The organism is Prosthecobacter dejongeii (assembly GCF_014203045.1).
GTDB classification, from domain to species: Bacteria; Verrucomicrobiota; Verrucomicrobiia; order Verrucomicrobiales; family Verrucomicrobiaceae; genus Prosthecobacter; species Prosthecobacter dejongeii.
Genome location: NZ_JACHIF010000007.1, coordinates 266,969 through 292,141, shown reverse-complemented (window position 1 = coordinate 292,141; position 25,173 = coordinate 266,969). Strand labels below are relative to the sequence as shown.

At 56.8% G+C, this 25,173-nt stretch carries 22 protein-coding genes and 1 tRNA gene; 6 read left to right on the top strand and 17 right to left on the bottom strand.

Annotation, left to right across the window (positions count from 1 at the left end):
- Positions 1 to 46 precede the first annotated feature (46 nt).
- From HNQ64_RS16930 to HNQ64_RS16910, 5 genes are all read right to left on the bottom strand, one after another.
- On the bottom strand, positions 47 to 1,408 hold the full coding sequence (locus HNQ64_RS16930; protein ID WP_184210767.1) for a DUF1501 domain-containing protein: 1,362 nt from the start codon (positions 1,406 to 1,408) through the stop codon (positions 47 to 49).
- An 86-nt stretch (positions 1,409 to 1,494) separates the two neighbouring features.
- A tRNA-Leu gene (locus tag HNQ64_RS16925) sits at positions 1,495 to 1,579 on the bottom strand.
- Between the two features lie 103 nt (positions 1,580 to 1,682).
- Positions 1,683 to 2,585, bottom strand: a complete 903-nt coding sequence (locus HNQ64_RS16920; RefSeq protein WP_184210765.1) for a glutathione S-transferase family protein — start codon at positions 2,583 to 2,585, stop codon at positions 1,683 to 1,685.
- A gap of 6 nt (positions 2,586 to 2,591) precedes the next feature.
- Positions 2,592 to 3,365 (bottom strand): dienelactone hydrolase family protein, encoded by a 774-nt coding sequence (locus tag HNQ64_RS16915; protein WP_184210762.1) that lies wholly within the window; start codon positions 3,363 to 3,365, stop codon positions 2,592 to 2,594.
- Positions 3,366 to 3,387: 22 nt separating this feature from the next.
- Positions 3,388 to 5,667, bottom strand: coding sequence for an FdhF/YdeP family oxidoreductase (locus HNQ64_RS16910; protein ID WP_184210760.1), 2,280 nt, complete (start codon positions 5,665 to 5,667; stop codon positions 3,388 to 3,390).
- A 258-nt stretch (positions 5,668 to 5,925) separates the two neighbouring features.
- Here HNQ64_RS16910 and HNQ64_RS16905 point away from each other — a divergent pair, with 258 nt between their 5' ends.
- Positions 5,926 to 7,536, top strand: a complete 1,611-nt coding sequence (locus HNQ64_RS16905; RefSeq protein WP_343075906.1) for an excinuclease ABC subunit UvrC — start codon at positions 5,926 to 5,928, stop codon at positions 7,534 to 7,536.
- 344 nt (positions 7,537 to 7,880) lie between these two features.
- Here the strand turns inward: HNQ64_RS16905 and mnmA are convergent, their stop codons facing one another.
- Positions 7,881 to 8,957 (bottom strand): tRNA 2-thiouridine(34) synthase MnmA, encoded by a 1,077-nt coding sequence (mnmA, locus tag HNQ64_RS16900; RefSeq protein WP_184210758.1) that lies wholly within the window; start codon positions 8,955 to 8,957, stop codon positions 7,881 to 7,883.
- A 136-nt stretch (positions 8,958 to 9,093) separates the two neighbouring features.
- Here mnmA and HNQ64_RS16895 point away from each other — a divergent pair, with 136 nt between their 5' ends.
- On the top strand, positions 9,094 to 10,143 hold the full coding sequence (locus HNQ64_RS16895; protein ID WP_184210756.1) for a redoxin domain-containing protein: 1,050 nt from the start codon (positions 9,094 to 9,096) through the stop codon (positions 10,141 to 10,143).
- Between the two features lie 82 nt (positions 10,144 to 10,225).
- Positions 10,226 to 11,050 (top strand): cysteine peptidase family C39 domain-containing protein, encoded by an 825-nt coding sequence (locus tag HNQ64_RS16890; RefSeq protein WP_184210754.1) that lies wholly within the window; start codon positions 10,226 to 10,228, stop codon positions 11,048 to 11,050.
- Positions 11,051 to 11,107: 57 nt separating this feature from the next.
- Here HNQ64_RS16890 and HNQ64_RS16885 read toward each other — a convergent pair whose 3' ends face one another.
- The 5 genes from HNQ64_RS16885 to HNQ64_RS16865 form a co-directional block, all read right to left on the bottom strand.
- A complete protein-coding gene (locus HNQ64_RS16885; RefSeq protein ID WP_184210752.1) occupies positions 11,108 to 12,151 on the bottom strand; it encodes a sugar ABC transporter substrate-binding protein in 1,044 nt (347 codons plus the stop codon).
- Positions 12,152 to 12,211: 60 nt separating this feature from the next.
- Entirely contained in the window at positions 12,212 to 12,709 is a 498-nt protein-coding gene (locus HNQ64_RS16880; RefSeq protein ID WP_184210750.1) for a low molecular weight protein-tyrosine-phosphatase, read from the bottom strand.
- 143 nt (positions 12,710 to 12,852) lie between these two features.
- On the bottom strand, positions 12,853 to 14,811 hold the full coding sequence (thrS, locus tag HNQ64_RS16875) for a threonine--tRNA ligase (RefSeq protein WP_184210748.1): 1,959 nt from the start codon (positions 14,809 to 14,811) through the stop codon (positions 12,853 to 12,855).
- A 77-nt stretch (positions 14,812 to 14,888) separates the two neighbouring features.
- On the bottom strand, positions 14,889 to 15,833 hold the full coding sequence (locus tag HNQ64_RS16870; protein ID WP_184210746.1) for an alpha/beta hydrolase: 945 nt from the start codon (positions 15,831 to 15,833) through the stop codon (positions 14,889 to 14,891).
- Positions 15,834 to 15,858: 25 nt separating this feature from the next.
- Positions 15,859 to 16,596: an ABC transporter ATP-binding protein gene (locus HNQ64_RS16865; protein ID WP_246431083.1), complete on the bottom strand. Its 738-nt coding sequence runs from the start codon at positions 16,594 to 16,596 to the stop codon at positions 15,859 to 15,861.
- 133 nt (positions 16,597 to 16,729) lie between these two features.
- Here HNQ64_RS16865 and HNQ64_RS16860 point away from each other — a divergent pair, with 133 nt between their 5' ends.
- Positions 16,730 to 18,058: a sodium:proton antiporter gene (locus HNQ64_RS16860; RefSeq protein WP_184210744.1), complete on the top strand. Its 1,329-nt coding sequence runs from the start codon at positions 16,730 to 16,732 to the stop codon at positions 18,056 to 18,058.
- A 3-nt stretch (positions 18,059 to 18,061) separates the two neighbouring features.
- Here the strand turns inward: HNQ64_RS16860 and HNQ64_RS16855 are convergent, their stop codons facing one another.
- On the bottom strand, positions 18,062 to 19,336 hold the full coding sequence (locus HNQ64_RS16855) for an MFS transporter (RefSeq protein WP_184210742.1): 1,275 nt from the start codon (positions 19,334 to 19,336) through the stop codon (positions 18,062 to 18,064).
- A gap of 197 nt (positions 19,337 to 19,533) precedes the next feature.
- Here HNQ64_RS16855 and HNQ64_RS16850 point away from each other — a divergent pair, with 197 nt between their 5' ends.
- A complete protein-coding gene (locus tag HNQ64_RS16850) occupies positions 19,534 to 20,895 on the top strand; it encodes an MFS transporter (RefSeq protein ID WP_184210740.1) in 1,362 nt (453 codons plus the stop codon).
- Here the strand turns inward: HNQ64_RS16850 and HNQ64_RS16845 are convergent.
- The 5 genes from HNQ64_RS16845 to HNQ64_RS16825 all read right to left on the bottom strand — a co-directional run bounded on the left by HNQ64_RS16845 (position 20,877) and on the right by HNQ64_RS16825 (position 24,323).
- Complete coding sequence (locus HNQ64_RS16845) at positions 20,877 to 21,656, bottom strand: sugar isomerase domain-containing protein (RefSeq protein ID WP_184210860.1); 780 nt, start codon at positions 21,654 to 21,656, stop codon at positions 20,877 to 20,879. The two genes, HNQ64_RS16850 and HNQ64_RS16845, sit on opposite strands and share 19 nt — an antisense overlap.
- An 85-nt stretch (positions 21,657 to 21,741) precedes the next feature.
- On the bottom strand, positions 21,742 to 22,116 hold the full coding sequence (locus HNQ64_RS16840; protein WP_184210738.1) for a hypothetical protein: 375 nt from the start codon (positions 22,114 to 22,116) through the stop codon (positions 21,742 to 21,744).
- 76 nt (positions 22,117 to 22,192) lie between these two features.
- Positions 22,193 to 22,957, bottom strand: a complete 765-nt coding sequence (locus HNQ64_RS16835) for a hypothetical protein (RefSeq protein ID WP_184210736.1) — start codon at positions 22,955 to 22,957, stop codon at positions 22,193 to 22,195.
- Positions 22,958 to 23,247: 290 nt separating this feature from the next.
- Positions 23,248 to 23,700 carry a DUF5069 domain-containing protein gene (locus tag HNQ64_RS16830; protein ID WP_184210734.1) on the bottom strand — a complete coding sequence of 151 codons (453 nt, stop codon included), beginning with the start codon at positions 23,698 to 23,700 and terminating at the stop codon, positions 23,248 to 23,250.
- Positions 23,701 to 23,753: 53 nt separating this feature from the next.
- The gene (locus HNQ64_RS16825; RefSeq protein WP_184210732.1) at positions 23,754 to 24,323 is read right to left on the bottom strand and encodes a hypothetical protein; all 570 of its coding nucleotides are present in this window, start codon (positions 24,321 to 24,323) and stop codon (positions 23,754 to 23,756) included.
- Between the two features lie 121 nt (positions 24,324 to 24,444).
- Between HNQ64_RS16825 and HNQ64_RS16820 the strand changes: the two genes are divergently transcribed.
- Positions 24,445 to 25,152 (top strand): DUF429 domain-containing protein, encoded by a 708-nt coding sequence (locus tag HNQ64_RS16820; protein WP_184210730.1) that lies wholly within the window; start codon positions 24,445 to 24,447, stop codon positions 25,150 to 25,152.
- The last annotated feature ends 21 nt before the right edge of the window (positions 25,153 to 25,173 follow it).

Here is a 25,173-nt window from a genome sequence, read left to right as displayed (position 1 = left end):
GCGTATTCATACGCAGGCATCCATCAGACTCTTACCGATTTAACTTTTACACAAGTTCAGGCATTGCCTGCCAGCCATCCACCAAGTACTGTGGACGACCGGAAAGATCGTCTAACGTATTTTTGTGTGGATCAATGCCCATGAACTGATAAAGCGTGGCAAACACTTCCCCAAAGTGTACGCCGCGCTCCGTCGGTTCACCGCCCAGACGATCTGTCGCACCGATCACCTGCCCGGTTTTGAATCCGCCGCCGGCCAGCATCGCACCGCCCACGCGCGGCCAATGGTCGCGACCGCCCTGTGCATTGACCGTCGGCGTGCGGCCAAACTCGCCCCAGGCCACCACGGCTACATCTTTGTCCAGTCCGCGGTCATGGAGGTCCTGCACGAGTGCACTCATGCCTTGGTCAAACAAAGGCAAATGACGCAGCAATTGGGGATAATTGCGATCATGGAAATCCCAACGGCCAAAGTTCAGGGTCACGACGCGCGCGCCTGCTTCGACAAGACGACGAGCCATGAGAAAGTGTTCGAGATTCAGCGGAGCTCCATCTCCGTAGTTCTTTGGATCTCCCTTGCCATAGCGTTCGCGAGTTTTTGGCGACTCTTTTTCTAAGTTGAGCGCATCAAGCAACTTGCTGGAGGTCAGCACGTTGAAAGCTTGTTGGTTAAACGAATCCATACCTTCCACCAAACCCGAGTGGTCCAGATCGCGTCGAAACTGGTCAAATCCTGTGAGCAAAGCACGGCGATCATCTAGCCGGCTCATGGAAATGTTGTTCAGCTTTAGGTCCTCTACCCCGGCCCCATTGGGGCGGAAGGCGGAATGGGAAGGCCCCAGATAACCAGGATGCCCAGGCGACCCATAAGGTGGGTGGCCAGCCTTCGGCGACAGACCAATGAAGGCTGGCATCGCAGGATCTGCCTGTCCTTTCAAACGAGAAACGACGGCTCCCAATGAGGGGTGATCAGCCTGCCGCCCAGTCGGTGCTGCCCCACCTGCTGGATTTGGAGCGCGGCCTGTGTAGCAGATAAAGGAATCATGCGCCCCCGTGGGAGATCCATACATGCTGCGGATGGGCACCAGTTTGTCCATCATCTTGGCCAGCCTTGGCGCATGCTCGGAGATCTGAATGCCCGCCACATTGGTTGAAATCGGCTTGTAAGGGCCACGGATCTCTAGCGGGGCATCCATCTTCAGATCCCACATGTCCTGGTGCGGCGGTGCGCCGCATAGATAGATCATGATGATGGATTTGAAGCTCCGCCCTGCCTTGGCCTCAGCTTCAGCCTTCAAAAGGTCTGGCAGAGAAAGTCCACCCATGGCAAGGCCACCAATACGCAGAAAGTCACGACGAGAATAGCCGTCGCAAAGTTTGCCATGGGAAGGACCGGAAAGAGTGAGCATGAGTTGAACTACGCCAATGGTCGCAGGAATCTTGCCAGCCACTCGTCTTGTTGTTTTGAGGGCGTCACTCTTTCTGTTGAGAAGAGTGGTGCTCGGGAAGGGACTCGAACCCTTAAGCCTTTCGGCACAAGATCCTTAGTCTTGCGCGTATACCAATTCCGCCACCCGAGCAGGGCTGCTGATTTGCAGGGCTGTGATTATAGCCAGCCACTGGAACATGCAACAGATGTTTTGCTTTTTGAGCAAAAAAAATGCAGTTTCATTTGGGCTAGGATCATTCCTCCCAGGGAAGATCCCAGGCTTTCACCCATTCGATCTTTTGAAGCTTATAGTCTTGAGCCAAAAGACGCTTTTCCATGTCGGGTAAATGTGCGGCTCCATAAAAGATAGCGAGCCGCTTTTTGCCGGCTTTGATTTCCTTATCCAAGACTTCCAAGGCGAAGCGATTGCGCTCACCGATGATGCTTGTGCCGCCATTGGATTCCATACCCATGATCAGCTTTTCCATGCTGTCGAATTCTTGCCCGACGAGGCGTTTGAGATCCATGGAGGGATCTTCCTGGCGCATGATCATGAGCAGTTCCACCATGCTGGGCTGGGGACGATTACGATCCAGGGATGCTTGAGCCTGGATGGCTTTGAGCCAGAGGCTGATGAAGGTTTCCTTTTTCTGTTCCTGAGATTCAAAAAAACCTTCCACGCTCATGTCTGCATGAACGAAATTTTTTGCTTTATAATCAATGCCGCGAAGCTGGCTCTCGAGCTTTAGGGTTTTGCGCAGGGTTTCCTGAACTTGACCCAGCCATTGAAGTTTTTCAGAGCCGTCGCCAGGTTTTAAATCCTCACGCAATTCAATCGGGCGACCCACAAGTTCATATAGCACGGCCTCGTAGGTTTTAAATTGGGCGTTCAGCGCATCAAAATAGGCCTTGTCTGCTATGTGGACAGCCCCAACAAGATCCACCTTCACTCCGGCGGGTGAAACGTAGGTAACGATGGCGGTTTGCAGAGATTCGCCTTCGTCGTTTTCGACAAAGCGCAAGAAATCGGTGGCTTCTTTTTCGACCAAACCGCTCAGCGGCGCGGGACTCGCAGAGGCGGGCTTAGTCTCAGCCGAAAGGGCTGAGACTGCGGCCGTCACTGCGACCAGGAGGGAGAGGAATCGCAGTGTTTTCATGGAACTTTATTCAGCGAAGATTCGACCAAAGAAGGCCTTCATTTCATCCCAGGAAGCTTTATCCGCAGCTTCGTTATAGGCAGCCCCTTTGCTGTTGTCATTGCCAGCGGCTTTCTGAGTAAAGCTGTGTACTGCGCCTGGGTATTGAACAAGTTTGAAATCCACACCCGAATCCTTCATCTCCTGCTCAAAGGCTGCAAGGTCCTTGGCTGCGACGAAGGGGTCATCGGCACCGTGGAGGGCTAGCACCTTGGCCTTGATGTTTTTACCGTCTGCAGGATTGGGGGAATCCAAGCTGCCATGGAAGCTAACGATGCCTTTGACGGCGGCTCCGCTGCGACCAAGCTCAATGGCAGCGGTGCCGCCAAAGCAGTAACCGATGCAAGCCACCTTTGAGGTGTCAGTCTGCGCATCCTTATTGAGCAGGGCTAGGGCGGCATTCACGCGATCACGCAGCAGAGGGCGGTTCGCTTTGTACTTGCCGGCCTCCTTACCCGCTTCAGGGGGCTGAGGGCGGATGCCTTTGCCATAAACATCAGCCACGAGGACGTTGTAGCCCAGCTCTGCCAGCATTTTGGCACGCATCTTTTCATTGTCACTGACCCCGGTCCACTGATGGACGATGAGAATGGAGGGGCGCTTTCCCTGGACGGCATCGTCATAAGCCTGCCAGCCTTCGCAAACGACATCGCCTGCTTTGTATTCGACAGGTTTTTCGACGATGGCAGCTCCTGACATGGCGGTCATCAGGGTAAGGAGGGCAATGAAGGCAGGTTTCATAGAAGGTAGGTTCGACACGATATTAAGCAGAACGTTGGATGGTAACCAAAACACTCTTGGAAGTGGGGGTGAGACTGACGTCAGCAAAGCTGCCGATGGGGACGAGTACGTTCGCCTCTGGGAAGTAGGCGGCGCAATTGCCGGGCGGCTGATCGTAGGGCACGGCGAGGAAACGCGGGGCATGCCTTGTTTCGCCTTTGAAATGGCTGGTGATGTCCACCGGCTCCAGCGGCCCGATGCCACGGTCCTTCATGTCCTGAGGATTCATGAAGATGATCCGGCGCTCATTGCCGATGCCACGGTAACGATCATTTAGACCATAGACGGTCGTATTGAACTGGTCATGGCTGCGGAAGGTTTGCAGGACAAGCTGGCCCGGCCCAGGCACCAGGACTTGAAGGTCGTGAGTATGGATCTCGGCCTTGCCGCTGCGGGTTTTCCAGATGCGCTGGCGGGCGGTGTTTGGCAGATAAAAACCGCCGGGTTCACGAATGCGGCTGTTGAAGTCCTCAAAGCCTGGAACCACACGCTCGATGAGGTCGCGAATGCGGTCGTAGTCCTCCGCCAATGCGGCCCAGTCCACCTTTGATCTTGCGCCTAGCGTGGCGGCTGCCGTGCGGGCGACGATGACAGGCTCGCTCAGCAGATGCGGTGAAGCGGGCTCCAGGTGACCATGCGAAGAGTGCACCACGCTCATGCTATTTTCCACGGTGCAAAATTGGGTGAGGTCGCCGCGCACTTCCCACTCGCTGCGCCCCAGGCAGGGCAGGATCAAGCCGATGCGCCCAGTGACCAAATGGCTGCGGTTGAGCTTGGTACAAACATGGACCGTGAGATGGCAGCGGCGCAGGGCTTCGCCGGTGAATTCGGTGTCCGGCGTGGCCTGGAGGAAGTTTCCACCGAGGGCATAGAACACTTTGCCACGACCTTCATGCATGGCCTGAATGGCCGCCACCGTATCCCAGCCATGATGACGGGGCACCGGGAACTGGAAGACGTTTTCCAAGTTGTCCATGAACCATTCCGGCATCTTCTCAAAGACGCCCATGGTGCGGTCTCCCTGCACATTGCTGTGACCGCGCACGGGGCAGAGGCCTGCGCTTTCGCGACCAATGGCCCCCAGCATGAGGTGGATGTTCACCACCTCCTGGATGGTGGCCACGGCATTTTTGTGCTGGGTCAACCCCATGGCCCAGCAGGTAATGAGCTTGCGCTGACCGCTGGCAGCTTGGCGGGCCACCAGCTGCATGACATCGCGCTGGATGCCAGACAGCTTTTCCAACTCCGCCCAATCAAGCCCGCGCAGATGCTCACGATAGGGCTCAAAACCTTGGACATGTTCGGCCAGGAATCCTTCATCCAGGCTGCCATCTTCCACGAGAGTCTTCGCGATGCCCTTGAGCAAGGCTTGGTCGCCATTCAGGTTCACTTGAAGAAAGTGTTTCGCCAGGGGGGTGGACATGCCCAGCACGCCTTTCACCTGCTGCGGGTGCATGAAGCCGGTGAGGCCCGCTTCCTTCATCGGGTTCACCGCGATGATGGTGGCCCCGTTTTCCACCGCGCGCTGCAGGCTGCTGAGCATGCGCGGGTGGTTCGTCCCTGGGTTCTGGCCCATGATGAGGATGGTTTCGGCCGTCTCCAGGTCCTTCAGGGTCACCGTCCCCTTCCCCACGCCCACGCTTTGGCCCAGGGCCGCGCCACTGGATTCGTGGCACATGTTGGAGCAGTCAGGCAGATTGTTCGTGCCGAAATGCCTAACAAAAAGCTGGTACAAAAAAGCCGCCTCATTGGTGGCGCGGCCTGAGGTATAAAACACTGCCTCGTCGGGCGAGGCCAGCGCATTCAGCTCCTGCCCGATGAGGCTGAAGGCATCGTCCCAGGAAATCTCCTCATAATGGGTTGCATCTTCCCTCAAAATCATGGGATGGGTGATGCGCCCGGCCTGGTCCATCTCGTAATCGCTCCACTCGGAAAGCTCGGCCACGCTGTTGTCAGCAAAGAACTGCGGAGTGACCCGGCTCTTGGTGGTTTCAGAGGCAATCGCCTTCGCCCCGTTTTCGCAAAACTCAAAGGCGCTGCGGTGATCTTCCGGGTCGGGCCAGGCGCAGCTCGGGCAGTCAAAGCCCCCTGTCTGGTTCAGCTTCAGCATGGCCGAGGTGCCGCGCAGAAGGCCGCTGCTTCCGTACACATGCTTCAGGGAATTCGCCACGGCCGGCACACCAGCGGCCGAGTGCTTGGTCTTGCCGATATGAATGCCGGTGAGCTTTTCCGGTGGCTGGGCAGGAATGGGTGTCGCAGACATGGGTTGGGGCAGTGATTCAAGAATATGATACGCATGAATACTAGAGGTGCGCACGCTTCAAATGATAGAAGATCGTGAAACCTTTTTTTCCACACCATCTTGCACGGTCCTCTAGCTCAAGACAAAGGCATCCCTACCTAGCACTCCCTCGTTAATTTTGAGCAAAATTCGTCTTTTCAAACAATTCTTTATTTTTGCAAGGTAAGTTTGATCGCAGCGCCATTGACTTTGTCCACAAACGATAGCTTTCCTCATATAGTGCCTGACCCCCGATCCAAACCTGACCTGATGGCGAAACTGCGTGATGTGCCCCACACGCCGGGGGTGTATGTGATGCGGGACCGACTGAACAGCGTGATCTATGTGGGGAAGGCGCGGGACCTGCGCAAGCGGTTGTCGAACTACTTTACCCCGGCGCGCTCCAAGCTGGTGGACCGGAAGACGCGGGCACTGATCGCCAGCATCTGGGATTTCGACATCCACCAGGTGCGCAATGAGCCGGAGTCGCTTCTGCTGGAGGGGAAGCTGATCAAGGAATTCCGGCCGAAGTACAACATCAGCTTCCGCGATGACAAACGCTTCCTAATGGTGCGGGTGAATCTGCAGGACGACTTTCCCAAGTTCACCCTGACGCGAATGAAGCGGGATGACGGGGCGCGCTACTTTGGGCCGTTTGCCCATTCGGGTGCGCTGCGCACGACGCTGAACTGGCTTAACAAGAAGTTTGGTCTGCGGGTCTGCCGCCCCATCCGCCCGGATGAGCAGGACTACAAACATTGCTCCAACGACATCATCAAGAACTGCTGCGCGCCGTGCATCGGGCGGGTGAGCGTGGAAGAGTACCGGCAGCGCATGGAGCAGGCGTGTTCCTTCCTCGATGGGAAAGGGACAAAGGACCTGGTCTCGCTGCTGGAGGAGGAGATGCAGAAGGCGGCGATGAAGCTGGACTTTGAAAAGGCGGCTGAGCTGCGGGACATGGTGGAGGACCTGAAGAAGACGCTGAGCCCGACGCGCAGCTTCCAACGCGGGGCGCGGGCGAAGGTGATCTCCACCCTGGACCCGATGGCGGATGTGAAGGAGCTGCAGGAGGCCCTGGGCCTGGGCAAACCGCCGCTGGTGATGGAGTGCTTTGACATTGCGAACATCGGCACAGCGCACTGCGTGGCCAGCATGGTGCGCTTCAAGGATGGTACGCCGGACAATGCCAACTACCGCCGCTACCGCATCCGCGCGGTGACGGGGCAGAATGACTTCATCAGCATGGCGGAGGTGATCCGCCGCCGATTTTCGCGCATCCTGCTGGAGGGCCGAGAAGTGATGGGCGAGGAGGCGGACTACTCCCAGGAAACACCGCTGGAGATGATGCGCCGACTGGAATCTGCGAAGCTGCCGGAGCTGCCGTCTGAAAAAAAGAAGAAATTCGTCCGGCTGCCGGATCTGGTCATCGTGGATGGTGGCAAGGGACAACTCGGCATGGCGATGAAGGAGCTGCAGCGGCTGGGGCTTTCTGATCTGCCGATCATCGGCCTGGCGAAAGAGCGCGAGGAAATCTATCGGCCGCATGAGCCGGACCCGCTGGTGCTGCCGCATGAGATGGGGGCGCTGAAGCTGCTACAACGCATCCGCGATGAGGCCCACCGATGGGCCAACGGATATCACCAACTTTTGTTAGGCAAACGGGTGGAGGAAAGCCTGCTGGATGATTGCCCGGGGGTGAGCCAAGCGCGCAAAGCGACGCTGTTGAAGAAATTTGGCTCGGTGGCGCGGCTACGCAAAGCGACCCCAGAGGAGATCTCGAAGGTGCCCGGGATCAGTAGCACCCTAGCGGAGACCATCGTGGATTTCTTGGTCTCGCGGGGTGGAGAGTGATGAGGATTTCAAGGCTGCTCCCTATACAGAGAACTGTGTGGGCTACCAGACTAACGGGAGCGCAAGGAACGGCGGAGTATTCTGATGCTGAAGCCGCAAAGGCCGCAGCCCAAGACACCTTTCACTGAAATAGTCATCCAATAGGCGATGGGATCTTTGGCCTTTTGGTAGAGATGAGAATTGCGTCTGCCCTCGATTTTGATTTCCCCTTTCTCAAAGCCGAGCCAAGTCGTTGCCATCATGGACACTCCTGCCAGTGAGATGATGAGGGCCAAAAGAATGGCCAAGATGGGACCGAACTTCCTGACCCAAGGTCTATCATGAATGAGGACAAATACAAGGGGCTAGGACTCGTAGTCAATGTGCTCGAACACCGCTCCACCTAACAAACGATCATTTTCGTAAAGAGCGCAGATCTGGCCGGGGGTGAGGGCGCGCTGAGGCTGGGCGTAGATGAGCTCTGCCCTTCCATCGCCCAGGGGACGGAATTCGGCATCTCCTGCGGGGCAGCGGTAGCGGGGCTGGGCCTGAAGGAGGCGAGGGGCATCGAATGGCAAGCCGGTGGTGGAAAGGCCCGTAAGAGTGCATTTGCGCGCCCATAGGAGCGGAGTATCCGGACGCTCGATGGCGATGACGAGCTCGTTTTTTTCGTGATGTTTAGCGACGACCACGTAGGCCTGCTTATAGAGGTTGCTGGCGACGCCGATACCTTTGCGCTGGCCGAGGGTGTAGAGATGCAGGCCGCGATGTTCGCCCAGCACCTTGCCTTCCAGATTCACAATGGGGCCGGGTTTATCCTCTACAAAAGTGCGCAGGAAGTCTTCCATCTTCACTTCACCAATGAAGCAGATGCCTTGGCTGTCTTTTTTGTCAGCAGTTTTAAGTCCCAGTTTGCGGGCTTCCTCCCGAAGCTCAGGTTTTAAAAGGTGGCCGATGGGAAAGCGGGAGATGTGGACCTGCTCCGGCTTCATCATCGCCAGGAAATAGGTCTGGTCTTTGTTGGGGTCGGCCCCACGCAGGATGGACAGCTCATCTGAGCCTTTCTTCGCATAATGCCCGGTGGCGATGGCATCAAATCCGCGCTCTTTCGCCCAGTCCCAGAGAACACCGAATTTCATTTCGCGATTGCACATCACATCAGGATTTGGCGTGATGCCATCCTGGTAACCTTCCAGGAGGTATTTGACCACGCGCTCGCGATATTCACGCATGAGATTCACGACGTGAAACTCGATGCCGAGTTGATCCGCCACCGCACGTGCATCCACGATGTCTTCCTCCCACGGGCAATGCCCCACGATGTTTTCTTCGTTGATCCAGTTTTTCATGTAGGCCCCCACCACCTCATGCCCTTCCTGGACGAGTAGTGCCGTAGCGACACTGCTGTCCACCCCTCCTGACATTGCGGCCAAAATCTTCATTCCTGTTTCATCGCATAGAGTTCAGTGGGGCTCAAATCGTTAAGGTTAAGTTCACTTTCAATTTGCAATTCCTTATAATTACCATAAATTAAATTCTCGTTCTAAGAGTCTTCTCTTCCGTGCTCAGCCTTGTGTTATGAAATGCCTCGTCTTCCTCGCTTTTGGCCTAACGTTCTTTTCTTCACTACAAGCGCAGACAGTGCAGCAGCAGGTGCGAAGCATCATTGATGAATACGAGACTAGTGTCCGCGCAAACACTCAAAAAATAATCGCCGCCAAAACGGAAGAAGAGCGTGCGCAGCATCGGTCCACCATCCCCAGTGCAGCCCCATATGCTACCCGGGTTCTGGCGCTTGTGCAGGCAGCACCCGGGGATCCGGGCAGCACGACGGGCATTGTTTGGCTTCTTACTCAGGCAGCGGCCTTTCCTGAATCTCAAACAGCCCTTTCGCTCTTGGCCACCACTCATGTTAGCCTTCAGGGCATTGCCCCAGCGGTAAAGGCTTTGGAGTTTCAGCCCCTGGATAAAGTCGAGCCGATTCTGGAGGCGATTCAGCAAAAAAACCCGTACCCCGAAGAAAAAGCGGCGGCTTTGTATGCGCTGGGCATGCAGTATTTTAGGCGTTTTGATGCAGCACTTTCTCCCTCCGAAGCGGAAGTGGCCAAGACACGAGCGATGGATTGTTTCCAAGAAATCGTCGCTACCCATGGTCAGGTGACCATTCAAGGTTTCCCGATTGCTGACCAAGCCGGGCGGATGCTTTTTGAAATGGGCAATCTTTCCGTTGGCAGTCCGGCACCCGAAATTGAGGGAAAGGATCTGGAGGGTCAGTCCTTCAAACTCAGCGATCATCGTGGCCAGCATGTGATGTTGATCTTTTGGGGGGGCTGGTGTCATGCCTGCCACAGTGCGTTGCCTATGGTGAATCAGTTTGTCACGGATATGAAGGAAAAACCCATCATCGTACTGGGCATCAACACCGACATTCCTGAAGAGGCGCGCAAAGCCTATGCCGATTACAACGTGCACTTTCGCAATTGGTCTGATGGCACCACCTCCGGTCCCATCACCACCCTCTTCAATCTCCGCAACTTTCCGACATTTTATTTGATCGGACCCGATGGGAAAATCGTGCTGAAGCAGACGAGCCTGGAAGCCGTGCGGGAAAAGGTGAAAGACATCTAAGGATAGGCTTAAAAAAGGTAGGTTCTTGTCTTTGAGCTTGGCGGTGTAAGCTGCTTCTGCGCAGGATGAGCCTTCCTCCTTTATGTTTCCCAACTGGTTAGGCCTTATTTGTGCGACTTTTGCTCTTCTGGCATTTTTCGTGAGCTATGGGGCGGCGAAGAGAATACCAGTTAAAAAGCGAGTTGTTTGGACACTAACAACTTTAGTTTTAGCGCTTCCTGGAGCCAGCTTTGCGGCCTATTACGCGCATGTGGTGGAGGTGCCAGCCTGGTATTATGAGTTCCGGTCCTGGCCGCGCATCGAAGCCTGTCTTATCTTGATCGGTATTGCCGGAGGAGTCGTGGCCAGTCTGGTAGGGCCTATCAGCCGCATACTGTCATTGCTGCTAGTGGTACTGTTTGTAACCGTGCCTTTCGTGAAACCCTTTTTGGGGCCATTCCATGAAGGGGCCCTGCGTGATCAATGGGATGGAAAGGTTTGCCGGCAAAGCACATATTCGACTTGTGGTGCAGCCTCCACAGCAAGCCTATTGCGCCATCATGGGATCATTGTGACCGAAGCCGTGATTGCTGAAGAAGCCCATTCTTACACAAGCGGAACGGAGGCTTGGTATCTGGCACGGGCCATTCGGCAAAGGGGATTGCAGGTAAAGTTTCAACTCTCCACGGATGAGCCCTTGTTTTTATCAGCTACGCCTGTGATGGAACCGAGGGAATCAAAAAACGATCCAACTGTAGCCATGGTCGGTGTGAGGTTCGGAAATACAGGGCACTTCATTGCCTTACTAGGCGAGGATAAAACTGGGAAATTAGTGGTGGGAGATCCACTGCGGGGACGCGAGCTGCTGTCACGGGAAGAATTGCGGCAGCGATATGTTTTTACCGGGTTCTCGATGCAGGTCTTTTGAAAGTGTGTCTAGGCGGATACAGGGCCTAACTTTGAGTTTGTTATAATCACTGGTAGGTTACTCGCCGTAAACGTCTTTGGCGGAGCGGAAGCCGTCTTTGACGACAGTTTCGCGGAGGTTTTCCTTCGTCACTGAATGGATGGGCAGGAAGACGGAGGGGACTTTGACTTTGCCATTGTCGCTTTCTTCTTTGGCAATGATGGGGCGGCGGGAGGCGAGCTTGACGGCGAGGTCTGCGGCCTGCTTGGCGAGGACACTGAGGGGTTTATAAACAGTCATCGTTTGGGTGCCTGCGACGATGCGCTGGCAGCCGGCGAGATCGGCATCCTGGCCAGTGACGATGACTTTGCCAGCGAGGCCTTCTTCGATCAAAGCCTGGATGGCTCCGCCTGCGGTGCCATCGTTGCTGGCGAGGATGGCATCAATCCCCTGCCCGGCTTTGGTGATGGCGGCGTTGGTGATCTTTTTGGCGTTCTCGGGTTTCCAGTCTTCGGCCCAATCTTCAAAGACAACCTCGATGCGGCCGGACTGGATGAGAGGGTTCAGGATGTTGTCCTGGCCCTGCTTGAAGAGCACGGCGTTGTTATCCGTCTTTGCCCCATAGATGCGGATGAGACGAAGCTTGCCCTGGGGCGGAAGGCGGTCGGAGATGAACTGGGCCTGGAGCTCGCCCACCTTGACGTTGTCGAAGGTGATGTAGAGGTCGGTATCGGCCCCGGTGATGAGCCGGTCATAGGAAAGTACGGGGATGCCTTCTGCATGGGCCATTTCGACGGCACGGGCCATGGCGGCACCATTGTGAGGAATGATGACGAGTGCATCCACCCCACGGGTGATGAGGCTTTCCACATCGCGAAGCTGGCGGGTATCATCGCTGTTGGCGGACTCGACCAGAACCTCGGCACCGAGCTCGCGAGCCTTGGCTACAAAGAGGTCGCGGTCACCGATCCAGCGCTCTTCCTTTAGCGTGTCCATGCTGAGGCCAACGACAAGACTGTCATTCTTTTTTGCTGTAGAGTCGCCTTTGCCACGAGATAAAACCAGCCCTGTGGCGATGCTAAGAAGGCAGGAAAGGAGGACCAAGGCAATACGGGCATTCATGACAGGGACGGTTTAGTCAGAAACCAGGCAGCATGGCCAGCACGAAATGTGGGGGGAGACTCAGACGCGAGACTTCAACTGCCCTTGCACATGTCTCAAGACCCCAGCGCAGCCGTCTTCGAGGAGATCGAGCACTTTTTCAAAACCTTCCGGTCCCCCGTAGTAAGGGTCGGGCACTTCGGTTTCTTCGTGATCCGTGCAGAACTCGCAGAAGAGGCGCACTTTGGTCGCATGAAGTTTTTCGCGGTCGAAGGCGCGAATATCCTGGTGATTGCTGCGGTCCATCACCAGAACAAGGTCATATTCGGAGAGATCCGCATCCCGCACTTGGCGGGCAAAGCTGGTGAGTTCTAGCCCACGAGATTGAGCTGCAGCCCTCATGCGTTCATCGGCCCGCTTGCCGGTGTGCCAGCCAGCGGTGCCAGCCGAGTCAATGTGAATGGTTTCGCCCAAGCCTGCCTCCACGACTACTCGGCGCATGACGCCCTCGGCTGCGGGAGAACGGCAAATGTTGCCGAGGCATACGAAGAGGAGTTTGAAGCTAGGAGCAGTATTCATGCGAAATACTGGCGCGAGAACAAAAGTTCTCAAGCGGGCGAGTGTCAGGAGAAGCCTACACACCAGCGGACGCCCCAGATCCTTCGTCAGAAAAAAAGCGGACAGGGAAAACCCTGCCCGCTTTTGAATTTTTGACAGTCGGCTTACAGCTTCCGTTCCTTCACTTCGGCAGTGACGTCAGTGAGGAATTCGGCCACGGATTTGACGCCGAGGTCGCCGCGCTTGCTGTGGCGGATGGCGACGCTATTGGCGGCGGCTTCTTTTTCGCCGAGGACGAGCATGTAGGGGATTTTGTCGAGCTGAGCCTTGCGGATCTTGGCACCGATCTTGTCAGCATCGTTGTCGAGGGTCACGCGCAGGCCAGCCTCTTTGAGCTGGGCGAAAATCTCAGCAGCGAAGACGTCGGTTTTCTCACTGATGGTGAGAATGCGCACCTGCTCAGGGGCGAGCCAAGTCGGGAAGTGACCGGCGAAGTGCTCGATCAGCACGCCGCAGAAACGCTCCATGCTGCCGAAGGGGGCGCGGTGGATCATCACGGGGCGGTGAGGCTTGTTGTCCGGGCCGTTGTAGCTGAGATCAAAACGGACAGGGAGGACGTAGTCCACCTGCACGGTGCCAAGCTGCCATTCGCGGCCGATGACGTCCTTGATGACAAAGTCAATCTTCGGGCCGTAGAAGGCGGCTTCGCCGGGTTCCTCGGTGAAGGGCACACCAAGGGTGGCGGCAGCTTCGCGGCAAGCGGCTTCAGCCTTGTCCCACTGGGCGGGATTGCCAGTGAACTTATTGTTATCCGGATCACGCAGCCCCACACGCACACGGTAGTCGGTCATACCGAGGGTGTTGAGCACAATCTTCACCAAGCTGAGACAGCCGAGAACTTCGGCGGCGACTTGATCTTCCGTGCAGAAAAGGTGGGCATCATCCTGGGTGAAACCACGCACGCGCGTCATGCCATTGAGCTCGCCGCTCTGCTCCCAGCGATAGACGGTGCCGAACTCGGCCAGGCGTACGGGAAGATCCCGGTAGCTGTGGGGCTGACTGGCGAAGATCTTGATGTGATGCGGGCAGTTCATCGGCTTCAGGAGGAAACCGTCGAGCAGCTTCTCCGGATCCATAATGCGATCCTGACCGATGATTTCGCGGCCGGCGCGCTCATTGAGCTGGCTGGCAAACTGGGCGGAGACGGCATCCAGACGGGCCGTCATTTCGGCGCAGCCACAACCTTCGTGGGCGATTTTTTCAAGCTGGTCCTGCTCGATGATGGCCGGGAACTGAGCGTCCTTGTAATATGGGAAGTGACCGCTGGTTTTGTAGAGAGCCAGCTTGCCGATGTGAGGGGTGAAGACCTGATGGTAGCCCTGCTTGCGCAGCTCTTCGCCGATGAAGTTTTGCAGCTCCTGGCGGAGCACGGCCCCATTGGGCGTCCAAAGGATGAGGCCCTGGCCCACGTCTTCATCAATGTGGAAAAGCTTCAGTTCCTTACCCAGCTTGCGGTGGTCGCGCTTTTTGGCCTCTTCGAGATTCACGAAGTAGGCGTCCAGTTCTTCTTTGGTCGGGAAAGCGGTGCCGTAAAGGCGCTGGAGCTGGCCTTTGGACTCATCGCCGAGGTAAAAGGAGGAGGAGACCGAAGTCAGCTTGACGTTTTTGCACTTACCGCTGTAGCCCACGTGAGGGCCTGCGCAGAGGTCTATGAAATCGCCGTTTTGGAAGCAAGAAATCTGCTCGCCTTCAGGAATCTTATCAATGAGGTCTAGCTTGAAGACACTAGGGTTGCCGGGGCGCTCGGACAGGCCGCCGAGGCGACCGCTTTCGGCCATGGCCTTGGCTTCTTCACGCGTGATGCCTTTCCATTCGAACTTCTGGTTCTCCTTGGAAATTTTCTTCATCTCGGTTTCGATCTTCTCGAAGTCATCCGGGGTGATGCGGTGGGCCATCTTGAAGTCGTAATAGAAGCCGTTTTCAATCGGCGGGCCGTAGGCGAACTGGGCGTCTGGCCAGATGCGCAGGATCGCGGTGGCCATGATGTGGGCACAGGAGTGGCGCAGGCGCTCGATGTCGGACATCTGGGCGCGTTCTTCAAGGGTCTTGCGTTCGGTGGACATGGGAAAGGGGTGGGCAGTCTGGCGCATGTCGCGAAATTTGCGACATGAGATTTTAAGGAAGGTGCAGGAAGGGCTGCTTAAAGCGATGGCGACGAGAGCTGCTCGGTCATCCAGTCGGCAAAGAGATGCGCATCCCAGAGCATGGTGTACCAGCCGTGGCCTTTGCCGGGGCGGACAAGCACCTCGACCTTGCGGCCCACCTCGGCGGCGCGTTTTTGGAAACGTTGGGATTGATCCACCGGCACCAGGGTATCGGCATCGCCATGGATGATGAAGATAGGCGGCATGGCCGGAGTGATGTGGAAAATGGGGGACATGTCCCTGCCGATGATCTTCCAGGAGGCCAAGTTTGTGCCATGGGGGCCGAAGGAGTGACGGAAACTTTTGGGCGGGCCGCCATCGTGAAGGTTCTGCGTGGAGTCTCCTAGGTTGATCAGGTCTGTCACCGGATAAAAGACGGTGACGGCCTGCACGGCGCTGCTTTCCCGGTCCACCGGATCATTGGAAACTGGGCTGCCGGGCCCGCCCCGGGTGGCGAGCATGAGACCGAGGTGGCCCCCGGAACTGCCGCCGATAACGCCGAGCCGCAGGGGATCCACCCCGTACTCCTTGGCATGGTGGCGCACAAAACGGACGGCCCGGTGCACATCCTCGACGATTTCCATGATGCTGGCCTCGGGCTGCGAAAGATGGGACACGGCGATGACGGTATGGCCTCGACGGAGAAAAGAGGCCGCCATCCAGGGCTGAAATTTCTCCGGTGCAGACTGCCAGCCACCGCTGACCATCATCAGAATGCCCACGCCGTTGGGTTCAGCGGGACGAAACACATCCAAGGTCAGGTCATGGCCATTCCGCGTGGTGTAGAGGACGCCCCGAGTGGCGGTAACCGGAGGATGAAAGTACCACCAGGCAGCCCCGCCTAGCAGCACGGCCAAAAGCACCAGTCCGAGGACGAGCTTCAGGAAAGGACGAAGAAAAGACCGGGACTTGCCTCGGGATTTACGGCGCGGTTTGGGCATGGCTCAGAGAACGGGAGGGCGATGATCAGCCTTCTTCGAGAATGCCTTGTTTGAGGATGAGGCGGCGATCGCCACGTTTGGCCATCTGCTGATCGTGGGTCACCACGACGAGGGTCTTGCGGGATTCATTGACCACGCTGATCAACATGTCCATCACGCCCGTGCCTGTGCTGGCATCCAGGTTGCCTGTGGGCTCATCAGCGTAAAGAATGCCGGGGTCGTTGATGAGGGCACGGGCAATGGCGACGCGCTGCTGCTCGCCACCGGAAAGCTCGGTAGGCAGGTGGTCAATGCGTGGCGTGAGGCCTACGCGATCCAGCAACTCGCGAGCGCGTTGTTCGGCCCTTTTGCCACCGATCATGGAAGGCAGCAGGACGTTTTCCAGGGCGGTGAGTTCTGGCAGGAGGAAGTAGTGCTGGAAGACGAAGCCCATGGTCTGGTTGCGCATCTTGGCCCGGGCCTTCGCAGCGCCAAAATAGAGCGACTGACCATGCACCAGCACATCTCCCTGGGTGGGCTTTTCCAAGCCACCCAGCACATAAAGCAGCGTGGTCTTCCCAGCACCCGATTGGCCGCAAAGAAAGACCTTTTCACCCGCAGCGACTTCTAGATTGACCCCTTGCAGTACGGGAAGCTGATGGCCGCCCAGGGTGTAGGTGCGGTGGACATCGGTGGCGACCAAGGGGACGGCGCTGGCGGGGGCGTTCATGCGGGTGCTATTGGGGCATCCGATGGGCGGTTTGTCCACGTTTGATTCACGCATGGCGAGCAAAGGTTCCGGCGCGGCACAACAACCTTTGGAATCAAGGGGCCAAAACAGCCCCCAGTCCTGAACGGGCAGGGCGAGAGAGGCATGCATTGCTTGCCAAGGAGGGGGCTGTTGTGCATATCCCGTCGTGACGTTCTTTCTCGCTGCCGCTGCTCATACTGCTTCCCTGCCCCCGTATTGGACAGTGCTCCCCTTTGCCCTGCTGCTGCTTTGCATTGCGCTGATGCCACTGTTTGCAGGTCATTTTTGGGAGCATCATTACCCCAAGCTGGCTGTGGGCTTGGGATTGGTGACGGCTCTTTATTATGTGGCGGTGCAGCGTGACTGGCAGCCTCTGCAGCATGCGGCGCATGAGTATGTCAGCTTCATGGCGCTGGTGGGATCGCTATTCGTGATCTCGGGCGGTATCAATATTCGAGTGAAAGGCGAGGCCACACCTTTTCGCAACACGGTGTTTTTGGCGATCGGCGCAGTACTGGCCAATTTCATCGGGACCACGGGTGCCTCGATGCTGATGATCCGCCCCTGGATCAAAATGAACAAGTATCGCATCACGGGTTTTCACGTGGTGTTTTTCATCTTTGTGGTCAGCAATGTCGGCGGCTGTCTGACACCGATTGGCGATCCGCCGCTGTTCTTGGGTTTCCTGCGCGGGGTGCCGTTCGGCTGGGTGCTGGACCATTGCTGGAGCGGCTGGGGTCTGGCCGTGGCCCTGCTGCTGGCGGTCTTCTTGGTGGTGGATACCCTGAACTTCCGTCGGGCCCCCAAAGAAGTGCGGGAAAAGGAAACGGGGGAGGAGCATTTTTACATTCGCGGTCTGCTGAACCTCGGGTTTCTGGGCGTGGTACTGGGTGCCGTCTTCTTGCCGAAGAGCCTGCAGGAAACCGTCATTGGCGGGGTGCTCAGTGTACCTGCCATGGTCATGATTGCCGCCGCTCTCGCTTCCTATTTCGCGACTAAACCCGAGCTGCATGAGGCCAATGATTTCAATTTCGGCCCGGTGAAGGAAGTGGGTTACCTTTTTGTGGGCATCTTCCTGACGATGATTCCGGCTTTGCAGATCCTGCAAAGCGGGGAGGCGGTGAAAATCAGTACGCCCATCGGTTACTACTTTGCCACGGGTGCCCTGTCCGCCTTCCTGGACAATGCACCGACTTACCTTAGCTTTCTCGCCGCCGCCATGGGCGCAGAGGGGCTTTCGGTGGACTCCCCCGCAGACGTGCTGGCTTTTGCCGGATCTCATCCGCACCTGCTGATGGCCATTTCCATGGGGGCGGTCTTCTTTGGCGCAGGCAGCTACATCGGCAACGGGCCGAACTTCATGGTCAAGGCCATCGCGGACAAGGCCAAGGTAAACACGCCGGATTTCCTGCGCTACATGTGGCAGTTCTCCATCCCGGTGCTGCTGCCCATTTTGGTCATCGTCGGCTTTTTGCTGCTGAAGGGCGGGCATTGAGCATCACAACCGCGCGCCGCCGTGCTCGCGTGGGCGGATGAGCAGGACGAGGAAGGCCGACAGCACGCAGACAAGTGCAAAGACCCCGAAGATGACATTGAGGGCGACGCCTTTGTCCCTCATGAAACCAAAGCCCCAATCCGCCACACCGCCGCACATCATGCTGACAAAGTTCATAATGCCGTAGCCTGTGGCGCGGAGTTCGGGCCGGGCCACCTGGGAAAGGATGGGCATATTATTGCAATCAAAAAAGCCCCAGCCAACACCGAAGAGGATGAGGGCTGCGACCGCCAGGGTGAAGGATCCGAGAGCCGGGGCATTACCCACACCGAAGAGGGCGGGAATGATGCAGAGCATGCCGATGGCGCTGACGTAGATGCGGCCACGGGGTGTCTTGCGCATCCAGCGATCCGCCAGCCAGCCGCCAAAGATGGCGGAGACGAGCGCAGCCCCCTGCCAGTAGAGGGCGGCAGAGACGCCGGCCTTGCCCTGGCTGATGTTGAATTCCTTTTGCAAAATCGCCGGCATCCAGTCGCGCACCACCCAGGCGGCTAAAGCGGGCAGGGTGAAGTAAAGCACCAGGAGGAGGAAGGAGGGATTGGTAAACAGCTCCGTGATGGCTGTGCCGACGGAGGGTTTTGCCACAGGATTAGCGATCTCCGCAGCCGAGCGCGGGGCATCCTTGAGAAGGAACAAAAGAGGGATGGCATACAGAATGCCCACCAACCCCGTGATATCAAAAGCCCCGCGCCAACCGAAGTCTGGCCAATCGGCCGCATACCCCGCAAAACCACCCACCATGACTCCGCAGTAGATGCCCATCTGGTGAACCCCCACAGCACGCGAGCGAGTGGGACCGGTGTGGAAATCAGCGATGAGAGCAAGGGCCGCCGGGATGTAAAAGGCCTCGCTGATGCCCATGGCGGTGCGGGCCCAATATAGATCGTCAAAGCTGTTTACATGTCCGGTTAGGTAAGTGATGAGAGACCAGACAAAGAGGCTGCCGCAGATGGTGTATTTGCGACTGAAACGGTCCGCAATGTATCCGCCAATGGGGCTGAAGATGGCATAGACCCATTTGAAGGAAGCCAGCATGTGGCCCCAGTTTTCCTCACTGCCGATGTCCTTGAGGTCGCCCATCACCGAGACCTTCATTGAGGCGATCATCTGGCGGTCCAGATAGTTTAGCAGGGCGACAGGAAAGAGCAGACCCACGATCAGCCAGGCGGTGCGCGAAACGGAAGAGGTACCGGAATCCAGCGGTTGGGAGGTATTCATGGGGTTGGGAAGGCTGCCATTAATCACATCCAGCCCACCAGGCAAAGCCCAAAGGGATGACAATGCTTGACCTGACGCTGCCTCTTTTTGCCCAGTCAGCTCCTGCCTGACCAGAACCAAGTGCCTGTTTTTTCTGGGAACGGGTGAAGGAAAAAGATTCCAGCGGACGCTTTGACCAGAGTATCAACAGCCACTCCATGAATCCCGAATCTCCCAGCCCGCAGGAAGCCGTCGTCTATCGCAAGGTGACCTGGAGGCTGATTCCCCTGCTCTTCAGTTGCTACATCCTGGCCTACATTGACCGGGTAAATGTGGGCTTTGCCAAGCTCTCCATGAAATCGGAGGCATGGTTCACAGACGCGGTCTTTGCCACGGGCGCGGGCATCTTTTTCCTGGGGTACTTTTTCTTCGAGGTGCCGGGAAATGTCATCCTGCACCGCGTGGGCGCACGCATCTGGATCGCGCGCATCATGATCGGCTGGGGTTTTGTGTCCGGGGCGATGGCCTTCAGTTACAGCGAGACCTCGTTTTACGCACTGCGCTTTTTGTTAGGCGTGGCAGAGGCCGGATTCTTTCCGGGCATCATCCTCTACCTCACCTACTGGTACCCGCGTCGCCGTCAGGCGCACATGGTGGCGCTGTTCATGACCGCCATCGCCGTCTCCGGGGTGATCGGCAGCCCCCTTTCCGGCTGGCTGCTGAAGATCACGGAGGGCTGGTATGGCCTGCCTGCTTGGAAATGGCTGTTCATCCTGGAGGCTATCCCCACCGTGCTGCTCGGCATCGCCGTGCCGTTTCTCCTTTCGGATCGGCCTGCCAAGGCCAAGTGGCTGACGGCCGAGGAAAGAGATCTGCTGGAAGGCAACTTGGCTGCCGATGAGAAAGCCAAGGCCGCCGAGGGTCACGGTATTCAAGGACTGCTGGGCGCTTTCAAATCGTCCAAGATCTGGATCTGCTGCGGCATCTATTTTGGGGCCATTGTCGGCCTTTATGGTACCTCCTTTTGGCTGCCACAGATCATCAAGGACACGCTGACTCAGGATGAATTTAAGGTGGGGTTGTATTCCATGATCCCCTGGGGCTGTGCCGCCATCGGCATGGTGTTGGTGGGGCGTCACAGTGATCGCACGGGCGAGCGCCGCTGGCACATCGGCCTGTCCTCCACGGCCGCCGCCATTGCCTTTTCCCTCAGCGGCCTGCCCGGCCTGCCTGCCCCGCTGGTATTGGCGATGATGGCCGTGGCCCTCACGGGGGTGATGAGCAGCATCTCGTGTTTTTGGACCCTGCCCACCGCCATGCTCTCCGGCACAGCCGCTGCGGTGGGCATCGCGGGCATCAACTCCATCGGCAATCTGGCGGGCTTTGTCGGGCCCAAGCTGATTGACTGGCTGAAGACGCCGACGCCTAACTTCCTGCTGCCGAAAGGGCTGGTTCAATGGGCGCTGGAAAATGCAGGCCATCAACTGGCCATGAATGGCGTGGCCGCCTTCCTGGCCATGTCCGGCATCCTCGCTATCTTCTTTACCAGGCCCGTCAAGGCTCAGGCCCCGAGACCCTGATAGTAGGGGGCAATGCGGCGCGCATGTTCATCATAAGCCGCCTCAAAAATTTCCGTGGCTTTTTGGGCTCCGACTAGCACCCCGGCCGTCAGCACCTTGGGTGGCTGCCCGGCCTGGGTCAGGCGCTGGGCGACCTCCGCCTTTACGGCATTGACGATGAGACAGCCGCCAATCGTACTGCCGGGAGCGACGGGTGTTTCTAGTCCTTCGATCTTCACCATGGCATCGCCAATCGGTGCCCCCGTATCCAAAATGATGTCGGCAAAATCTTGCAGCTTTTTGCCAGCCGGGTGGCGGCTGGTGCTGGCCTCGGCGTGGTCTTTGGAAATGAGCGCCACCACCTTGACACCGCGTCGCTGAAACTCTTCCGACATCTCCACAGGCACGACATTGCAACCGCTGGAGGAGACGACGAGGGCGCTGTCGCCTGCCTTTAGATCAAAGTTGCGCAGGATGCGACTGGCCAGGCCGGAGACGTTTTCCAGAAACATGGCCTGCCGCTGGCCATTGGCACCGACGACCAGATTGTGGAAGGTGAGACTGAGCTCAACGATGGGATTGAAGCCCGGAAAGGAGCCATAACGCGGCCACATTTCCTCCACCAAAATGCGGCTGTGTCCCGAGCCGAAGACATGCACCATCTGCCTGGCCAGGATTGTCTTGGCAAACAGATCCGCCGTCTGCTGGATCGCAGGAAGCTGGGCACGAACGCGGTCAAGCAAGGCCGCAGAGCAGTCGAGAAAAGATTCGGCAGGAGTCATCGGCGCATCGTGAATCAGAAAGGCCACGCCCGCCTCCGAAAAGTCGTTTTGTCACGGTTCAGGGAGCGGGATGAGCATGGGATGCTCAGCGAGGTGCCGGAGTTTGCTTTGCCCGATCATGAATGAACTGATGGATGCGAGGCGTCAAAATCCAGCGACGCTTGTCATCTCCCGGCCCTTCCCTCGAATGGCGGTAAACGACTGTGCATAGATCATCTTTATAATTGGAGATTGCTCCGTCGGCAGGCGGTTCTTTGTTCTTCTCATAGATCTCGTAGAGGTCCACATCCCAGGCGATGGAATAGTATTTCCGGATAAACCGAGTGGTATGAACGGGCAGTAGAAGGTCCTTATAATAGGGCTGAAGATCGTCCCACGAAGAGGGCCACCGGCCATCATGCTTTTCCAGGTATTTCACGATCGCCGGTTCCAGCGTCATGTTACCGTATTGCAGATACATAGCTTCCACAGTTCCTTTGATTAAATAACCCAGGAATCCCAAAAGAATGGCCGCCTTAATGACACAGCCCCATCGTTTAATCTTTATGGTGCCGAGGATGTCCTGGGGTTTCGACCGCAATGTCGAGAATTTGAAATCCGGACGGAGGAACCGCAATAGAATTAAGATAGGAGTCAGACAAGTGCATCAGGCCGTCCTTTTCTTTCAGGCTGACCGGTTCAGCAGAGGCATCATTCAGGCATATGATGATCTTCTTATTTTTCCAACTGCGGCCACGTGGAGACAGGCGTCCTAGGCTAAGAAGTCGTTGGATAAAGGATTTTGATGGCTCTTCTTTATAGGGGAGCCATTTCGGTGGCCAGACAACTTCAGCCGCATTCTCTAAGACCACGGGAGTGCGGCTTGGGGAGTCGTTGCCTAGACCCGAAACCATCATCCAATGATTTTCTCCTGGCTGGAGAGCCTGATTAAAGCCTGGAGCTTGCCCTAAATTTTTGTCACCCACGAAGGGGGATTGAGGACAACTAAAAATGGTTTCGTCGATGATCAATCCATCGGCCGCCATTGCCCGGATCAAGTCACGAAAGACCTCATTGGAAGTGAGTTTGGAGGGATCTTTCCCGAAGTCAGGATAATGCCCCTCATGGTCACTGGCATAGGCGAGTAATAGCCCGATGATCTGGCGGGCATTACTACAGCCTTTCATCTGCACCGCCTTCACACTGATCTCTTTGCTGACTGGCATGAAGTAAGCGGCAAGAAAGAGCAACGCCACAAGCGTCACACTCCATTGCAGCCAACACCATCCCTTCTTGGGTTTCTCCGGTTCGTTTTCACTCATCGCTGATTATGCTTAAACCGCCTGTGAGACGGCAAGGTCATTGTCCAAATCAAGGCACCTCAATGTCGAGAATCTTCAGGGTAGGCAGTGGCTCCTTGCCTTCAGGTTTGAGGATGCTTTCGGGGAGATGCAAGAAACCGTCTTTAATTCGAGTTGAACCGTTTTGATGGAGCCATCTTTGAAGCCGATCAAAATGGTGTTGCCTGGCCAACTGCGACCTCAATGAGGTATTTCACTACACAGGCTGGCAAAACATCTGGACAGTTCAGGCAGTCAGTCAAACCCCAAACCTACTTCCAAGCCGCACGCCATTGATCTGGGGTCCAGCGGCCTTCGTCCATTTCGATGAGGTCGAAATCGGTGATGATGCGACCGTCATCGGGGAAGCCGTATTGGCGGATCATCTCGGGGATGAACTCGTCGGTTTCGTCGTCGTGCCAGCCGCGCTTGCTCATGAAACTGTTGAAAATGAGCACCTGCTCGTCATTGAGGGCGCGTCCGTTTGCGTAGCACCAGTCCAGGGTTTCCTCATCGGTCTTGCCCGCGAGAACCTGGGCGCGCAAATCGTCATAAGAGACCTCCAGGTAACGGACCGTGCGGCCATCGAAACCTTGGCCCAGAAGCTCGTGATATTCCGCCGGGAGCTGGCCTGCGGCATGCAGCCGGATCTTTGAACAAAGACGGGCGAAGTAGAACAGGCCACGGGTCTTGTCGTAACAGCTTTTGATGCCTTCGATTTTCATGGGGGGAGGAGTGAGGATTGAACGATGGGCAGGAGAACATCCCCTCCCCGGCTTTACAGCAAACAGGAGCCGACCTGATTCACAAAGCGCTCGATCTCCTTGTCGTGTTCAGCGAGGTCGCTTTCCTTGGTGGTGATGCGAATCTTGATGAACTTGCCTTTACGCACCATGAGAAAGGTATCGGAGATGCGTTTGCCCAGGTAGATGACTTCGGAGCCGCCGATCTGGCGCAGGCTGTGGCGGGACCAGAGAAATTTGAGGCCAGAGGGTTTGGTCATCTTTTCGCCCTGCTTCAATTCTTTGACGCCTTCATACTTGCCCATCTCCTCCATGGTGTGCAGGCCGCTGGCGACAGAGGCCATCTCCGCCTTCACCTCGGGGGAGGCGATGCCATCCTTCAGGTTAGGCTGGCCGTTGTCATAGACGTAGATATCGGCCTTCAGCAGCTTGTCATTTTCGTACCGCAGGCTGTAGCCCAGCTCTTTTTCCGGATAGTCCGTGCGCTCCAGAAACTCCAAGTTGCCGATGATTTGGCTGAAGTTGAATTCATCCGTCGCCACACGCTGGGCCATGGCCAGGCTGGTGATCCAGGCCAGCAGAAGAGGCAGAAAAAAGGAACGCATGGATTTCATAAGATAAGACATGCCACCACGAAAGCGTCACCCGAGTCAATGCTTTTCCAGGACTCATGGCATCGTAGAAAAACAGTCGCCCAAAACACACGGGACGTAGCTTCAGACATTCATGCCAGCCTCCCAAGCCAAGACTCAATCCCTCCATTCACCACGCACTGCCGGGGTGGATGTGGGCGGTGTCAAAAAAGGCTTCCACGCGGTCTTGCTGGAGGGGCTGGAGATAGTCGCCACCCTTCAGTCCAGAAACGCGGAGGAAGTAGCAAGCTGGTGCCGAGACCAAGGAGCCATGGCCGTGGGGGTGGATGCACCCTGCTGCTGGCGAACCCCTGGAGGCAGCGCACGTACGGCGGAACGACAACTCATGAGGGAAGGCATCTACTGCTTTTCCACCCCCACGGAGAAAGAGGCGCGCAATCACCCGCGAGGTTACTATGAATGGATGCTTCAAGGCATGGCCCTGCATCACGCTTTGAGACGAGATTTTGAGATCATCAGCGAGGACCAACCGTTGAAAAATCCAGTCTGCTTTGAAACCTTTCCCCAGGCTGTGGCCTGTGTGCTGGCAGGCCGGGTGGTGAAGGCCGGAGATAAAAGAACAGTCCGGCGGGCTCTGCTTGAGGAGGTAGGCATCCAGACCGCTTCACTCCGCAGCATGGATCTTCTGGATGCAGCCCTGTGCGCATTCACCGCCCGGCAAGTCATGAAAGGCAGTTTTCGCATCGTGGGAGACTCTCTCAGTGGCTGTATGATCCTGCCCGTAAACCCTGATTTCACTCAGAGGCAGGCAAACCCGGAGATGAGTTTGGCCCAAAAGTGACTTTTTCTCGACAGGTCCGGC

What these genes read in the sequence shown, in the direction of transcription:
- HNQ64_RS16915 (WP_184210762.1), bottom strand. Translation starts at nt 3,365, where the DNA reads ATGAAACCTGCCTTCATTGCCCTCCTTACCCTGATGACCGCCATGTCA.
- HNQ64_RS16865 (WP_246431083.1), bottom strand. Translation starts at nt 16,596, where the DNA reads ATGCGTGAATCAAACGTGGACAAACCGCCCATCGGATGCCCCAATAGC.
- HNQ64_RS16920 (WP_184210765.1), bottom strand. Translation starts at nt 2,585, where the DNA reads ATGAAAACACTGCGATTCCTCTCCCTCCTGGTCGCAGTGACGGCCGCA.
- HNQ64_RS16885 (WP_184210752.1), bottom strand. Translation starts at nt 12,151, where the DNA reads ATGAATGCCCGTATTGCCTTGGTCCTCCTTTCCTGCCTTCTTAGCATC.
- HNQ64_RS16820 (WP_184210730.1), top strand. Translation starts at nt 24,445, where the DNA reads ATGCCAGCCTCCCAAGCCAAGACTCAATCCCTCCATTCACCACGCACT.
- HNQ64_RS16835 (WP_184210736.1), bottom strand. Translation starts at nt 22,957, where the DNA reads ATGAGTGAAAACGAACCGGAGAAACCCAAGAAGGGATGGTGTTGGCTG.
- HNQ64_RS16870 (WP_184210746.1), bottom strand. Translation starts at nt 15,833, where the DNA reads ATGCCCAAACCGCGCCGTAAATCCCGAGGCAAGTCCCGGTCTTTTCTT.
- HNQ64_RS16895 (WP_184210756.1), top strand. Translation starts at nt 9,094, where the DNA reads ATGAAATGCCTCGTCTTCCTCGCTTTTGGCCTAACGTTCTTTTCTTCA.
- HNQ64_RS16880 (WP_184210750.1), bottom strand. Translation starts at nt 12,709, where the DNA reads ATGAATACTGCTCCTAGCTTCAAACTCCTCTTCGTATGCCTCGGCAAC.
- HNQ64_RS16845 (WP_184210860.1), bottom strand. Translation starts at nt 21,656, where the DNA reads ATGACTCCTGCCGAATCTTTTCTCGACTGCTCTGCGGCCTTGCTTGAC.
- HNQ64_RS16930 (WP_184210767.1), bottom strand. Translation starts at nt 1,408, where the DNA reads ATGCTCACTCTTTCCGGTCCTTCCCATGGCAAACTTTGCGACGGCTAT.
- thrS (WP_184210748.1), bottom strand. Translation starts at nt 14,811, where the DNA reads ATGTCCACCGAACGCAAGACCCTTGAAGAACGCGCCCAGATGTCCGAC.
- HNQ64_RS16910 (WP_184210760.1), bottom strand. Translation starts at nt 5,667, where the DNA reads ATGTCTGCGACACCCATTCCTGCCCAGCCACCGGAAAAGCTCACCGGC.
- HNQ64_RS16850 (WP_184210740.1), top strand. Translation starts at nt 19,534, where the DNA reads ATGAATCCCGAATCTCCCAGCCCGCAGGAAGCCGTCGTCTATCGCAAG.
- HNQ64_RS16830 (WP_184210734.1), bottom strand. Translation starts at nt 23,700, where the DNA reads ATGAAAATCGAAGGCATCAAAAGCTGTTACGACAAGACCCGTGGCCTG.
- HNQ64_RS16855 (WP_184210742.1), bottom strand. Translation starts at nt 19,336, where the DNA reads ATGAATACCTCCCAACCGCTGGATTCCGGTACCTCTTCCGTTTCGCGC.
- HNQ64_RS16840 (WP_184210738.1), bottom strand. Translation starts at nt 22,116, where the DNA reads ATGTATCTGCAATACGGTAACATGACGCTGGAACCGGCGATCGTGAAA.
- HNQ64_RS16890 (WP_184210754.1), top strand. Translation starts at nt 10,226, where the DNA reads ATGTTTCCCAACTGGTTAGGCCTTATTTGTGCGACTTTTGCTCTTCTG.
- mnmA (WP_184210758.1), bottom strand. Translation starts at nt 8,957, where the DNA reads ATGAAGATTTTGGCCGCAATGTCAGGAGGGGTGGACAGCAGTGTCGCT.
- HNQ64_RS16825 (WP_184210732.1), bottom strand. Translation starts at nt 24,323, where the DNA reads ATGCGTTCCTTTTTTCTGCCTCTTCTGCTGGCCTGGATCACCAGCCTG.